Annotated in this window: 14 protein-coding genes; 2 read left to right on the forward strand and 12 right to left on the reverse strand. The window is 60.0% G+C overall.

The features are described 5' to 3' along the window. Positions 1-89: 89 nt before the first annotated feature. From recJ to C4J86_RS21185, 3 genes are all read right to left on the reverse strand, one after another. On the reverse strand, positions 90-1,799 hold the full coding sequence (gene recJ / locus C4J86_RS21175; protein ID WP_124371743.1) for a single-stranded-DNA-specific exonuclease RecJ: 1,710 nt from the start codon (positions 1,797-1,799) through the stop codon (positions 90-92). 159 nt (positions 1,800-1,958) lie between these two features. Beyond that, positions 1,959-2,501, reverse strand: a complete 543-nt coding sequence (locus tag C4J86_RS21180; protein WP_124368227.1) for a YaeQ family protein — start codon at positions 2,499-2,501, stop codon at positions 1,959-1,961. A 280-nt stretch (positions 2,502-2,781) separates the two neighbouring features. Then, positions 2,782-3,066, reverse strand: coding sequence for a DUF3509 domain-containing protein (locus tag C4J86_RS21185; RefSeq protein ID WP_065896367.1), 285 nt, complete (start codon positions 3,064-3,066; stop codon positions 2,782-2,784). Between the two features lie 312 nt (positions 3,067-3,378). Between C4J86_RS21185 and C4J86_RS21190 the strand changes: the two genes are divergently transcribed. Beyond that, positions 3,379-3,579: a hypothetical protein gene (locus tag C4J86_RS21190; protein ID WP_057723913.1), complete on the forward strand. Its 201-nt coding sequence runs from the start codon at positions 3,379-3,381 to the stop codon at positions 3,577-3,579. An 87-nt stretch (positions 3,580-3,666) separates the two neighbouring features. On the opposite strand, the gene thrC is transcribed toward C4J86_RS21190, so the two are convergent. The 4 genes from thrC to xerD form a co-directional block, all read right to left on the reverse strand. After that, positions 3,667-5,076: a threonine synthase gene (gene thrC / locus C4J86_RS21195; protein WP_124368229.1), complete on the reverse strand. Its 1,410-nt coding sequence runs from the start codon at positions 5,074-5,076 to the stop codon at positions 3,667-3,669. 66 nt (positions 5,077-5,142) lie between these two features. Then, entirely contained in the window at positions 5,143-6,447 is a 1,305-nt protein-coding gene (locus tag C4J86_RS21200; RefSeq protein WP_124368230.1) for a homoserine dehydrogenase, read from the reverse strand. A 129-nt stretch (positions 6,448-6,576) separates the two neighbouring features. After that, a complete protein-coding gene (locus tag C4J86_RS21205) occupies positions 6,577-7,308 on the reverse strand; it encodes a thioredoxin fold domain-containing protein (protein ID WP_057723916.1) in 732 nt (243 codons plus the stop codon). A 140-nt stretch (positions 7,309-7,448) separates the two neighbouring features. Then, complete coding sequence (gene xerD, locus C4J86_RS21210; RefSeq protein ID WP_124368231.1) at positions 7,449-8,345, reverse strand: site-specific tyrosine recombinase XerD; 897 nt, start codon at positions 8,343-8,345, stop codon at positions 7,449-7,451. A 108-nt stretch (positions 8,346-8,453) separates the two neighbouring features. Here xerD and C4J86_RS21215 point away from each other — a divergent pair, with 108 nt between their 5' ends. Further along, positions 8,454-10,253 (forward strand): sodium:proton antiporter, encoded by a 1,800-nt coding sequence (locus tag C4J86_RS21215; protein ID WP_124371744.1) that lies wholly within the window; start codon positions 8,454-8,456, stop codon positions 10,251-10,253. Between the two features lie 75 nt (positions 10,254-10,328). Here the strand turns inward: C4J86_RS21215 and rplS are convergent, their stop codons facing one another. The 5 genes from rplS to ffh all read right to left on the reverse strand — a co-directional run bounded on the left by rplS (position 10,329) and on the right by ffh (position 13,902). Beyond that, positions 10,329-10,679 carry a 50S ribosomal protein L19 gene (rplS, locus tag C4J86_RS21220; protein ID WP_003175895.1) on the reverse strand — a complete coding sequence of 117 codons (351 nt, stop codon included), beginning with the start codon at positions 10,677-10,679 and terminating at the stop codon, positions 10,329-10,331. Positions 10,680-10,724: 45 nt separating this feature from the next. Further along, positions 10,725-11,498 (reverse strand): tRNA (guanosine(37)-N1)-methyltransferase TrmD, encoded by a 774-nt coding sequence (gene trmD, locus C4J86_RS21225; RefSeq protein ID WP_177412756.1) that lies wholly within the window; start codon positions 11,496-11,498, stop codon positions 10,725-10,727. Next, positions 11,480-12,016, reverse strand: coding sequence for a ribosome maturation factor RimM (rimM, locus tag C4J86_RS21230; RefSeq protein ID WP_124364258.1), 537 nt, complete (start codon positions 12,014-12,016; stop codon positions 11,480-11,482). Before rimM ends, trmD begins: the two co-directional genes overlap by 19 nt. Before the next feature lie 5 nt (positions 12,017-12,021). Further along, positions 12,022-12,273: a 30S ribosomal protein S16 gene (gene rpsP / locus C4J86_RS21235; protein ID WP_003175899.1), complete on the reverse strand. Its 252-nt coding sequence runs from the start codon at positions 12,271-12,273 to the stop codon at positions 12,022-12,024. A gap of 252 nt (positions 12,274-12,525) precedes the next feature. Further along, complete coding sequence (gene ffh / locus C4J86_RS21240; RefSeq protein ID WP_124371745.1) at positions 12,526-13,902, reverse strand: signal recognition particle protein; 1,377 nt, start codon at positions 13,900-13,902, stop codon at positions 12,526-12,528. Between the last annotated feature and the right edge of the window lie 196 nt (positions 13,903-14,098).

The following is a 14,098-nucleotide window of genomic DNA, read 5'->3' on the forward strand; positions in this document are numbered from 1 at the left end:
AGCTGACTGTCAGTCAATGATGCTGTGACTGATCCACCGCTATCGGGAGCAAGCCCCCTCCCACATTTGTATCCCGGTGTCAGTTGGTTCTAACGCGGTTCGATATGCGCAATCATCAACTGCACCGTTTCATTCCCGCGATACTCGTTCACGTCCAGCTTGTAGGCCAGCTCCACCCAACGCACCGTCGGGTTCGGCCAGACTTCACGGTCGACCCCAAACGCAATGCCATCGAGCTTCACCGAGCCACATTCGCTCTTGAGCACCACCTTCAAGTGCCGCTCGCCGACCACCCGCTGCTCCACCAACTGGAACACGCCGTGAAACAATGGCTCGGGAAAGTGCTGCCCCCACGGGCCGGCATGGCGCAGTGCGCGGGCCAGTTCCAGGTGAAACTCTTCCACCGCCAGGGTGCCGTCGGAGAGCAGCCGACCGGTGAGGTCTTCTTCGCGCAGTTGCCGACGCACTTCGGCATCGAAAGCTTGGGCAAATAACGGAAAATTCACTTCGGGCAGGGTCAGGCCAGCCGCCATCGCGTGACCACCGTACTTGGCGATCAGGTTGGGATGCTGGCTGGCAACCACCGCCAGCGCGTCACGGATATGAAAGCCCTGTACTGAACGCCCGGAGCCCTTGAGCAGGCCGTCACCGGCATCGGCAAACGCGATGGTGGGACGGAAATAGCGCTCTTTCATGCGCGACGCCAGGATCCCGATCACCCCTTGGTGCCACTCCGGGTCGAACAGGCACAAGCCATAAGGCATCGATTCGACCGGCAAATCCTTGAGCTGGGCCAGGGCTTCGCGCTGCATGCCTTGCTCGATGGATTTGCGGTCCTGGTTCATGCCGTCCAGTTGCGCGGCCATTTCCCGTGCGGCGGCAATGTCCGTGGTGAGCAGGCATTCGATGCCCAGGCTCATGTCATCCAGGCGCCCGGCCGCATTCAGGCGCGGGCCAAGGATAAAACCGAGGTCGGTGGAGGTGATACGGGCATGGTCGCGCTTGGCCACTTCAAGGATCGCCTTGATCCCCGGCCGCGCTCGACCGGCCCGAATACGTTCCAGGCCCTGATGGACGAGGATGCGGTTGTTCGCGTCCAGCGGCACCACGTCGGCAACGCTGCCCAGGGCCACCAGGTCGAGCAGTTCACCGATGTTCGGCTGCGGGCTGTTGTCGTACCAGCCCAGGCTGCGCAAGCGCGCGCGCAGGGCCATCAACACGTAGAAGATCACGCCGACACCGGCCAGCGCCTTGCTGGGGAAGGTACAGCCCGGCTGGTTCGGATTGACGATTGCGTCCGCCGCCGGCAGTTCATCGCCCGGCAAGTGGTGATCCGTCACCAGCACCTTCAACCCCGCCGCCTTCGCCGCCGCCACGCCTTCGACGCTGGAGATGCCGTTATCCACGGTGATCAGCAATTGCGGCTCGCGCTGCAGCGCCACCGCCACGATCTCCGGCGTCAGGCCGTAGCCATATTCGAAGCGGTTGGGCACCAGGTAATCGACGTGGGCCGCACCGAGTAAACGCAGGCCCAGTGTGCCGACGGTGCTGGCGGTAGCGCCGTCGGCGTCGAAGTCACCGACGATCAGGATGCGCTGGCGCTGCTCCAGCGCCGTGACCAGCAGGTCGACAGCGGCATCGATGCCCTTGAGCTGCTGATAGGGAATCAACCGCGCCAGGCTCTTGTCCAGCTCGGCTTCCGATTGCACCCCGCGCGCGGCGTAGAGACGGGTCAGCAGCGGTGGCAATTCACCGAGGAAAGGCAGGACGGCGGGCAAGGGACGGGGTTCGATACGCATACGGTGGGGATAACTTCTCTACTGATACAAGGGTTAAAACGACAGTTCAAACGCTATAAAGATTAAATGTGGGAGGGGGCTTGCTCCCGATAGCTGAGTGTCAGTCAATGATGTTGTGACTGATCCGCCGCTATCGGGAGCAAGCCCCCTCCCACATGTTCAATCACGTCCGCCAACCAGCCATTCCAGCTGCACTTCATGCTGGCCACGGTCATCGGTGACGAAGATCGTGCCTTCGCTGATCATCACATCCCACTTGATCACGCGCGGCATGTCCTTGGCCAGAACCTCGAGGATTTCCTGGGGCACTGCGGCGATGTGCACGTTTTTCAGATTTTTCGCCACCGGCACGACCTTGCCTTCCCACACGCGCAGGCTGCCATACGCGAGCAAGCTGGTACGTTCGGTACGGCGCGAGCACCAGGTCAGGCGGTCGGCATCCGGCTGGCCGACTTCGATCCAGTGCAACACCCGGTCATCCAGGCTCTTTTCCCACAGGGCCGGCTCGTCGACGTCCGACAAGCCACGGCCGAACGCCAATTGCTCGTTGTACCAGAGGGCGTAGGCCAGCAGGCGCACGGTCATGCGCTCTTCGGTTTCCGAAGGGTGACGGGCGATGGTCTGTTTGACGCTCTCGTACACCGAACGGTCGAGGTCGGTGAGATTGAGTTCGAATTTGTAGGTCGTGGACGGCTGGGCCATGAACGGGCTTCTAGGACAAGGAAAGGCGACCAGTCTAACCGATGGCGAGGGCATTCAACGAATACTGCGCGCCAGCCATGACCCGTTTGCGTTCGCAGGGCGCGCTGTGCCAAATCCCAGACAAAAAGAAACCCCGAGGAGTGGGGAGACAACTCGGGGTTAAACGTGATCTACAAAGACCAGTACAACAAGCCACAAACACCGGAGCACAATGTTTGCTCTTGCTGTTACAAACTCTGACCGGCCGTGTTGTAGGAAGTTTCGAAGGATAAATAATTCTTCATGCGCAGACCGGGGTTCGCGTCATGGCGGCATTTCGCAAGGCTGCGATAACCGAGGGCTCGAGTCGACCTTCAGCGATTTTCAAATCGCGCAGCAGACAATCCACCACATCCACCAGCGCGCGCTTGTCGGTCAGCTGAGCGCGGTTGACTTCGCGCTCGACCATGATGGCGCCACCGGGGTTCTTCACGGTCACCAGGCATTCGCCCTGCACACCAGAGGTGGTCAGCGTAACCAGATAAGGGCTCAGTGCTTCTTCGAGCAACAGGCTGATACTTTCCATCTCGATCACCACTCAATAGTTCGGGAACAATCGTTTCAACGGGTGCTGCGTCTCTCCTAAGTGACTGGTCGTAACGTAGGAAAGTTCGCTTTTTCGTCTTTCAAGGGTTGTGCGGGGATGACGTGTCCAGCATGCGCTTGCAACATGACAGGTAAAAAACGGCAGCACATAACTGCTTACGCAATGGGTTGCGGTTCTGGGGTACGCCGAGCGCGCAGGCCAGGAGTGAATCCTATACTCGGTGAGCGCTGATCACCCTGCCGTGCGGGCAGAGTGCATGTCATGAGCCCCTTATCACAAAGGATGAAGAGGATGCTGGAACACAATGAACAACAAGCGTCGATCGAGAAAATTCACGCGGACATATCACGCATCTATGCCGAACAACGCAAGTTCAATGCTGAAGTCCACAAGATAACCCGTGAGATCTTCTGGTACCCCGTGGGCATCGCAATAGGCTTCTTTACGGCTGTTGGCACGGTAATGGCGCTGGCCCATAAGCTACTCACGTAGATGATATTACTGGCGGGCCTGCCAGAAACAAAAAAACGCCGCTGACCCTGGGAAGGGAAAGCGGCGTTTTTGTCTATGCGGTGCGCCTTACAGCGGCTTACCCCGATTGCCATGCTGGCTGACAAACGCCTGCACCGCCTTCAGGTCGTTGGCCAACACCGTGTAACGCTCTTCCCGTTCGAACAGATCAGTCAGGTGCTTGGGCAGCTCCAAGGCCTTGCCGACACCGGCCTGCTCCACCGCTTCCGGGAATTTGACCGGGTGCGCGGTGCCCAGGATCACCATCGGGATATCCAGGCTGCGACGGCACTCGCGGGCGGCCTTCACACCGATGGCGGTGTGCGGGTCGAGCAGCTCGCCGGTCTGGGCGTAGACTTCAGCGATGGTTTCGCACGTCTGCGCGTCGTCCACTGCCAAGGAGTCGAACAGCTTGCGGGTTTCGGTCCAGCGCTCTTGCTCGACGCTGAAACCGCCACCTTGCTTGAAGCTGTTCATCAGCTCGGCCAGCGCCGCGCCATTGCGACCGTGCATGTCGAACAGCAGGCGTTCGAAGTTCGACGAGACCATGATGTCCATCGACGGCGACAGGGTGGCGTGCAGGGTTTCCTTGACGTACTGGTTGCCGCTCATGAAGCGGTGCAGGATGTCGTTGCGGTTGGTCGCGACGATCAACTGATTGATCGGCAGGCCCATGTTGCGTGCCAGGTAGCCGGCGAAGATATCGCCGAAGTTGCCGGTCGGCACCGAGAACGACACCGAACGCGCCGGCCCGCCCAGCTGCAGGGAAGCGTGGAAGTAGTAGACGATCTGGGCCATGATCCGCGCCCAGTTGATCGAATTCACCGCCACCAGGCGGGTGCCTTTGAGGAAGCTCTGGTCGGCGAAGCTGTTCTTGACCATTTCCTGGCAGTCATCGAAGTTGCCGTCGATGGCGATGTTGTGGATGTTTTCACCAAACAGGGTGGTCATCTGGCGACGCTGCACTTCCGACACACGCTTGTGTGGGTGCAGGATGAATATGTCGACGTTTTCGCAGTGCTTGCACCCTTCGATGGCCGCCGAGCCGGTGTCGCCGGAGGTGGCGCCGATGATCACCACGCGCTCGCCGCGTTTCTCCAGCACGTAGTCCAGCAGGCGACCGAGCAATTGCAGGGCAAAGTCCTTGAACGCCAAGGTGGGGCCGTGGAACAGCTCAAGCACCCATTCGTTGCCGTTCAGCTGGCGCAGGGGCGCGATGGCGCTGTGGGAAAATACGCCGTAGGTTTCTTCCAGGATCTTCTTGAAGTCCGCATCCGGAATGCTGCCGGTGACGAACGGGCGCATCACCCGGAACGCCAGTTCGTGGTACGGCAGGCCGGCCCAGGAAGCGATTTCTTCCTGGGTGAAGCGCGGCAGGTTTTCCGGCACGTACAAGCCGCCGTCGGTGGCAAGGCCTGCCAGCAGAACGTCTTCGAAATTCAGGGCCGGTGCCTGGCCGCGGGTGCTGATGTAACGCATGACTGGCTCCTCTAAAACATTCTCGAACAGGGGCCGCCGAACGCTCGGGGCCCCTGGAACAATCGGTTAGTTCAAGTGCTCGACGCGGATACGAACGACCGGGCCCACTACACCTTGCAAGGCTTCCAGTGCAGCGATGGCATCGTTGATATGCTGCTCGAGCACGCGGTGGGTCAGCAGGATCATCGGCACCTGGCCGTTCTGCTCCTCGACTTCCTTCTGCATGATCGATTCGATGTTGATTCCGCGCTCCGACAGGATGCTGGCCACCTGGGCCAACACGCCCGGATGATCCTGGGCCTGGATGCGCAGGTAGTAGGCACTTTCGCAGGCTTCGATCGGCAGGATCGGGTGGGCCGACAGCGAGTCCGGCTGGAAGGCCAGGTGCGGCACGCGGTTTTCCGGGTCGCTGGTCATGGCGCGAACCACGTCCACCAGGTCGGCGATCACCGATGAAGCGGTCGGCTCCATGCCGGCGCCGGCGCCGTAGAACAGCGTGGAACCGGCGGCGTCACCGTTGACCATCACCGCGTTCATCACGCCATTGACGTTGGCGATCAGGCGGTCGGCCGGGATCAGTGTCGGGTGCACACGCAATTCGATACCGGCCGGGGTGCTGCGCGCCACACCGAGGTGCTTGATGCGATAGCCCAGGGCTTCGGCGTAGTTCACGTCGGCGGTGGTCAGCTTGGTGATGCCTTCGGTGTAAGCCTTGTCGAACTGCAGCGGGATACCAAAGGCAATGGACGCCAGGATGGTCAGCTTGTGGGCCGCATCGATGCCTTCCACGTCAAAGGTCGGGTCGGCTTCGGCGTAACCCAGGGCCTGGGCTTCGGCCAACACGTCTTCGAAGGTACGGCCCTTCTCGCGCATTTCGGTGAGAATGAAGTTACCGGTGCCGTTGATGATGCCGGCCACCCAGTTGATGCGGTTGGCAGAGAGGCCTTCACGGATCGCCTTGATCACAGGGATGCCACCGGCCACCGCCGCTTCGAATGCCACGATCACGCCCTTCTCACGCGCCCTGGCGAAGATCTCGTTGCCGTGCACGGCGATCAGCGCCTTGTTGGCGGTGACCACGTGCTTGCCGTTGTCGATGGCCATTAGCACCAGCTCGCGGGCCACGGTGTAGCCGCCCACCAGCTCGATGACGATATCGATTTCAGGGTTGGTGGCCACGGCGAACACATCGTGGGTAATCGCAATACCGGTCGTTTCGAACTGAGGCTTTGGCGAACGCGTGGCAATCTGCGCCACTTCAATCTCGCGCCCTGCACGGCGGGAAATTTCTTCAGCGTTACGCTGAAGTACGTTGAAGGTGCCGCCACCGACGGTCCCTAACCCACAGATGCCTACTTTGACCGGTTTCACTGAAGAACTCCCCATGAAACGGCCGACTCAAGGCCGGCCGTGGAACACAGCCGCACAACTGCGGCTCTCAATTAATGACCCGCCGACGGTTCGGCGGGCCATGCTCGTCAAAGGCTCGACGATAAATGCTTACTTGGCACCCAGTGCCAGTTTGGCAACTTGTGGTGCCGGCTGGTAGCCCGGAATCACCTGGCCGTCGGCCAAAACGATGGCCGGTGTGCCGTTCACGCCGATGGACTGGCCCAGGGCGAACTGCTTGGAAACCGGGTTGGCGCATTTGGCCGCCTTGATTTCCTTGCCGTCGACCATCTTGTCCATGGCCGCCTTCTTGTCGGCCGAGCACCAGACCGCTTGCAACTGCTCATCACCCGGCGAGCCCAGGCCCTGGCGCGGGAACGCGACGTAGCGCACTTCCACCCCCAGCTTGTTCAGCGCAGGCACTTCGGCGTGCAGCTTGTGGCAGTACGGGCAGGTGGTGTCGGTGAACACCGTGATGTGGGTCTTGGTTTCACCGATTGCCGGGTACACCACGGTTTCAGCCACGGGAATACCGTTGATCAGCTTGGACACGCCAAGGCGCTCGGCTTTCTCGGTCAGGTTGACCGGCTTGCCGTCCTTGAGCTGGAACAGGTAGCCCTGAACGATGTACTGGCCGTCAGCACTGGCGTACAGCACGCGGCTGCCCTTGAGCTTGACTTCATACAGGCCGGCCATCGGGCTGGCGCTGATGCTTTCGATGGGGGTGTCGAGCTGCAGGTTGACCAGACTCTTGCGAATGGCCTGCTCGGCTGCGTCATCAGCGACGGCAAAGGTGGAAACCAACGCAATGGCTGCGGCGGCAATAATCTGGGTCAAGCGCATGGGAACTCCTGAAGGCAGATGCAGGGACGGTGCAGGTACGCCGATTGGAAAATGGGGGTGTGACCGTCGCCTTGGCGAACCGACAAAGCCTACCACAGTTGGGCCGCAGGGCAGCCCGTGGCAGGGTAAATTGGGATTTTTCAGCCGCGCGGATGGTGCTTGGCGTGCATATCCTGCAAGCGCGCCCGCGCGACATGGGTGTAAATCTGCGTGGTGGACAGGTCACTGTGCCCGAGCAGCATCTGCACGACACGCAAATCCGCGCCATGGTTGAGCAAGTGCGTGGCGAATGCATGGCGCAGAGTGTGCGGCGACAGCGTCTTGCCGATCCCGGCTACCTTGGCCTGATGCTTGATGCGGTGCCAGAAGGTCTGGCGGGTCATCTGCTCGCCGCGCAGGCTGGGAAACAGCACATCACTGGGGCGGCCGCCGAGCAATTCGTTGCGCGCATCGCGCATGTAACGCTCGACCCACACAATCGCTTCCTCACCCATCGGCACCAGGCGCTCCTTGCTGCCCTTGCCCATCACCCGCAACACACCCTGGCGCAAGTTGACCTGCTCCAGGGTCAGGCTGATCAACTCGGTCACCCGCAGCCCGCAGGCGTAGAGCACTTCGAGCATGGCGCGATCGCGCTGGCCGATGGCTTCACTGAGATCCGGCGCGGCCAACAGAGCCTCCACATCAGTTTCCGACAAAGATTTAGGAAGAGGCCTACCTAATTGCGGCATATCGACTTGTAGAGTTGGATCGATCGCGATGAGTTTTTCACGCAACAGATAGCGATAAAAGCCGCGCACACCGGAGAGAAATCTCGCGGTGGATCGCGGCTTGTAATGTTGCTCGAGGCGCCAGGCCAAGTGATCGAGGATCAGCTCTCGCCCGGCATTGATCAACTCCAGGTTTTTCTCCTGCAACCAACCATTGAACAGGGCCAGGTCGCTGCGGTAAGCCTGGCGAGTGTTGTCCGACAGGCCTTTTTCCAACCAAAGGGCGTCAAGGAAGCGGTCGATCAGCGGGTGGTCAATGGCAGGCATGGTTACTCAGGCGACGCGGCAAGGGGCTTGGCGCCATTTTATTTAGTGAACTGTGGCAAGGGCCACCAGTCTTTCATAGCCCGCTACTTCTAGGAACAGGAAGCTTTAATGAACGAACAACAGATCTTGTTGGCTTTCGGCGGTATCGGTGTGGCCGCGCTCGGCTGCCAATGGCTGGCCTGGCGCCTGAAGTTGCCGGCGATTCTGTTTCTGTTATTGAGCGGAATTCTGGCGGGGCCGGTACTCGGCTGGCTCGACCCGCAGGAAATGTTCGGCCCATTGCTGATGCCATTAGTGTCGCTGGCCGTCGCATTGATCCTGTTTGAGGGCAGCCTGACGCTGCATCTGTCGGAATGGAAGGAAATCGGCAGCGTGGTGCACCGACTGGTGACCCTCGGCGCGCTGACGACCTGGGCGGTGATCACCCTGGCAACCCACTGGCTGTTGGGTTTCGACTGGCTGCTGGCGCTGCTGTTCGGCACCCTGACGCTGGTCACAGGCCCGACCGTCATCGTGCCGATGCTGCGCGTGGTACGCCCCAAGGCGTCCATTGCCAACATCCTGCGCTGGGAAGGCATCGTCATCGACCCCATCGGTGCGCTACTGGCCGTGGTGGTCTACAGCTTCATCATCGCCAGTGCTTCGGGCGATGGCCTGAGTCACAGCCTGCTGACCTTTGGCGGCGTCATCCTCTGCGGCAGCCTGTTCGGGATTGTCGGGGGCTGGGTGCTGGGCCTGGTCATGCGCCGCCAGTGGTTGCCGGAATACCTGCATAATCTGGCCACCCTGGCGGCGGTGCTGGGGGTGTTCATCGCCTCCAATCAGGTCATGCATGAGTCCGGCCTGCTGGCGGTGACCCTGATGGGCATGTGGATGGCCAACATGAAGGGGGTGGACGTGCGTCACATCCTGCACTTCAAGGAGAACCTCAGCGTACTGTTGATTTCCGGCTTGTTTATTCTGTTGGCAGCGCGCCTGGACCTGAACGCATTGATCGCCCTAGGGCCGTTCGTACTGATTCTGCTGCTGATCATTCAGTTCATTGCGCGCCCGCTGAACGTTGCAGTATCCACCGTCGGCTCGAAACTGAACTGGCGCGAGCGCGCACTGCTGGCCTGGATCGCCCCGCGCGGGATTGTGGCCGCGGCGGTGTCGGCCATTTTTGCGATTCGCCTGGATGAGGCCGGCCACGAAGGTGCGTTGTTGCTGGTGCCGCTGACATTTGCGGTGATTATCGGCACGGTGGTGCTGCAAAGCGCGACTGCGCGTCCTCTGGCCCGCTTGCTGAAAGTAGCCGAGCCCGCGCCAAGCGGCTTTCTGATCGTCGGTGCGAACGGCCCGGCACGCATCCTCGGCAAAGCCCTGCAACAGCTTGGCAGCCGAGTGCTGCTGACCGATTCGAGCTGGGAAAACATTCGGGCCAGCCGCATGGAAGGGCTGCCGACCTACTTCGGCAACCCGGCATCACAGCATGCCGAGTCGCATCTGGACCTGGTCGGTCTCGGGCATTTGCTCGCGCTTTCCCCTTCCGGCGAGTTGAATACGTTGGCCACCATGCGCTTTCGTCATGACTTCGGGCATCGCCTGTTCGCCTTGGCCAACAGCCAGGAAAGCCGTCGCACCGACAAGCACCGGGCCAGCGGCGAGCATCGCGGGCACTTGCTGGGCAGCCAGCCGCTGAGCTACACCAAGCTTGCCAGCCTGTTGGGGCAAGGCGCCGAACTGTATACCACCCACCTGACCGATGGGTTTGGCTGGAGCGATTATCAGGCACTGCACGGGGAACGGGCGACACTGCTGTTTGCCCGCGATAGCAGCGGCTGGGTGCATGTGGTCACGCCAGAGAGCGATATGAAACCGCTGGCGGGATGGACATTACTGGCAGTCATTCAGCCTGGTCAGGCCTAGCAGGGCGCACTGCACAAATCGCAGGCACAAAAAAGCAGCCCGTAGGCTGCTTCTTTCTGCATCGGGAAGCTGGACTTAAGCCAGTTTTTCCTTGATGCGAGCTGCTTTACCGGACAGGTCACGCAGGTAGTACAGCTTGGCTTTGCGTACGTCACCGCGACGTTTCACAGCCATGCTGTCGATCTGCGGGCTGTAGGTCTGGAAAGTACGCTCTACGCCAACACCGTTGGAGATTTTACGAACAGTGAAAGCACTGTTCACACCACGGTTACGCTTGGCGATTACCACGCCTTCGAACGCTTGCAGACGCGAACGGTCGCCTTCCTTCACTTTCACCTGAACGACAATGGTGTCGCCCGGGGCAAAGGTAGGGATCTCTTTGGTCATCTGCTCTGCTTCGAGTGCAAGGATGATTTTGTTAGTCATGCTGTGCTCCTAAGGTAAGTCAATGGACCTACCATCGATACGTTGTTAACTATCGTCCCGCGCGAGGATGTATTCCTCGAGCAGCTTCTTCTCTTCTCCAGAAAGCGAGCGGCTTTCCAGAAGATCGGCGCGTCGTTCATAGGTCCGACCAAGGGACTGCTGTAAACGCCAACGCCGGATGTGTGCGTGATTGCCACTTAGCAATACGTCGGGAACACGCTGATCCGCATACACCTCCGGACGGGTGTAGTGCGGGCAATCCAGCAAACCATCCGTGAAGGAATCTTCCTCCGCAGAGTCCGCATGCCCTAAAGCTCCAGGCAGCAGTCGTGTAACCGCATCTATCAGGACCATCGCCGGCAGCTCACCGCCAGACAGGACATAGTCCCCAATCGACCACTCTTCATCGACATGAGCTTCAATAAACCGCTCGTCAATGCCTTCATAGCGGCCGGCAATCAGGATCAGTGCTTCCTCATTTGCCAGTTCGCGTACCGCAGCCTGTTTCAGCTGACGGCCTTGAGGGGACAGGTAAATTACCTTCGCCTTCTCCCCGGCGGCGGCCTTGGCCTCAACCAACGCGTCTTCCAGGGGCTTGATCTTCATCACCATGCCCGGACCACCGCCAAATGGGCGATCGTCCACAGTGTGATGCCGATCCGTCGTGTAGTCTCGCGGGTTCCAACAGGTAAGCTGCAACAGCCCCTGCTTCACCGCCCGACTGGTGATGCCGTACTCGCTGATGGCGGAAAACATCTCGGGAAACAAACTGATCACTTCAATGCGCAAAGTAGCCACGCTTAGAAGTCCGCGTCCCATTCCACCTTCATCTCGCCCGCTGCCAGGTCGACGGCCAACACGCACTGCCCGGTATAGGGCAACAGGCGTTCGCGATCATCCAGGCTGCCAGCGCAAGGCTTGACCACCATTACATCATTGGCGCCGGTTTCCAGAAGATGATCGATTTTCCCCAGCAATTGCCCGAGTTGATCAATAACCTTCAGACCTTCCAGCTGGTACCAGTAGTACTCGCCGTCGGTCAATTCAGGGAACAGGTTGCGCGGCACGCAGATCTCATAACCGGCCAGAAGACGTGCTTCTTCACGATCATCAAGACCCTTGAGCTTTGCGACCAGGAACTTGTCGTTCCCGCGTCCACTGACCAGCTCGACCTGTTTCACACTACCTTCGCGCTTGAGCGTCCAGGTTTTGTACTGCAACAGGTTTTCAGTCGGATCAGTAAAGGAATACACCTTCACTTCGCCGCGAACGCCATGAACAGAGTAAATCTTGCCGATAACGATCAAATCATCAGCAACAGCTGGCGTCGCGTTCATATTGCTCAGGCTGCGGCCTTAGCCGAGTCCTTCAACAACTTTGCAACGCGCTCGGATGGCTGTGCACCAACGCTCAGCCAGTAGGCTACGCGCTCTTGGTTCACGGACAGACGAACTTCTTGACCACGAGCAACAGGGTTGAAGAAACCAACCTGTTCCTTGTGCGAACCGTCGCGCGGGTTGCGGCTGTCGGTTACGGTCAAGTGGTAAAACGGGCGCTTTTTGGAGCCGCCAAGGGCAAGACGGATTGTTAGCATGTGAACATCGTTCCTGTAGTCGGTGCTGCAAATCTAAATGCACAGCGGGCATAGGTGCCCGAAAGGCCGCATATTCTAAGGAATATCCGGACTTTTGCAAATGTCTTTTTCCGGCGCCTATCAGCGTGCCATTCAGATCTGCTATAGAGCCGTCGGTTAAAACGGCAAGTCAGCGCCCGCCAACGGCGGGTTTGCTGGAGATCCCACATCCCTGTGGGTCGGAGCGCAAGCCAAGGCTTGTGCTCGAATACTTTACATTTTCGGCATACCGCCGCCGGGCAACATACCGCCCATGCCGCGCATCATCTTGGCCATGCCGCCCTTGGCGGAGAACTTCTTCATCATCTTCTGCATCTGCTTGTGCTGCTTGATCAAGCGGCCGATGTCCTGCACCTGGGTGCCGGATCCCATAGCGATCCGACGCTTGCGCGAACCGCTGATCAGCTCAGGGTCGCGGCGCTCGGCCGGGGTCATGGAGTTGATGATGGCTTCCATCTGCTTGAATTGCTTCTCTGCCGCACCCTGGGCGTTGCCCATTTGCGCCAGGTTCACGCCGCCGATGTTCGGCAGCTTGTCCATCAGGCCGCCGAGGCCGCCCATGTTCTTCATTTGCTGCAGCTGGTCGCGGAAGTCTTCGAGGTCGAAGCCCTTGCCCTTCTTCAGCTTTTTGGCCAGTTTGTCGGCCTTGCCTTTATCGAGCGTGGCTTCAGCCTGTTCGATCAGGCTGAGCACGTCGCCCATGCCGAGGATACGCGAGGCGATACGCTCCGGGTGGAACGGTTCGAGCGCTTCGCTCTTCTCGCCCATACCGATGAACTTGATCGGCTTGCCGGTAATGGCGCGTACCGACAGCGCGGCACCGCCACGGGCGTCGCCGTCGACCTTGGTCAGGATCACGCCGGTCAGCGGCAGTGCGTCACCGAAGGCCTTGGCGGTGTTGGCGGCATCCTGGCCGGTCATGGCGTCGACCACGAATAGCGTCTCGACCGGGTTGATCGCGGCATGCAGCGCCTTGATCTCGCCCATCATCTCTTCATCGATGTGCAGGCGACCGGCGGTATCGACGATGACCACGTCGATGAATTTCAGCTTGGCTTCTTTAATAGCCGCAGTGGCGATATCAACCGGCTTCTGGCTCAGGTCCGACGGGAAGAAGGTCACGCCCACTTCGCCCGCGAGCATTTCCAGCTGCTTGATCGCGGCCGGACGGTAGACGTCGGCCGATACCACCATCACCGACTTCTTCTTGCGCTCTTTAAGGAAGCGCGCCAGCTTGCCGGCGGTGGTGGTCTTACCCGCACCTTGCAGGCCAGCCATCAGCACGACGGCCGGTGGCACGGCGCTGAGGTTCAAATCTTCGTTGGCCGCGCCCATCAGGCTTTCGAGTTCGGCCTGGACGATCTTCACGAACGCCTGGCCCGGGGTCAGGCTGCGCGACACTTCAGTGCCGACCGCACGCTCCTTGACCGAGTTGACGAAGTCCTTCACCACCGGCAAGGCCACGTCGGCCTCCAGCAACGCCATGCGCACTTCACGCAGGGTGTCTTTAATATTGTCCTCGGTCAGCTTGGCCTTGCCGGTTACGTGGCGCAGCGTCTGCGAGAGACGGTCAGTCAAGTTTTCAAACATGCGCGATCCTTTCAGGCCCTATTCATCGAAATGCATTGGTAGACCGAGGTAATGGCGGCCCAGGCTGTGGTAAATCGCTATTAAAAACAGCGCTCGGCGAGCCTGCGGCGTGGGCAGGTCGCGGATTATAGCGAAGACTGCGTCCATGCACACCCGCTGTCTGGCCCAGGAGTCTTTCGTGCAGCGCAGGTGTGTG

Origin of the sequence: Pseudomonas sp. R2-7-07, from assembly GCF_003852355.1 — a bacterium.
GTDB lineage: Bacteria > Pseudomonadota > Gammaproteobacteria > Pseudomonadales > Pseudomonadaceae > Aquipseudomonas.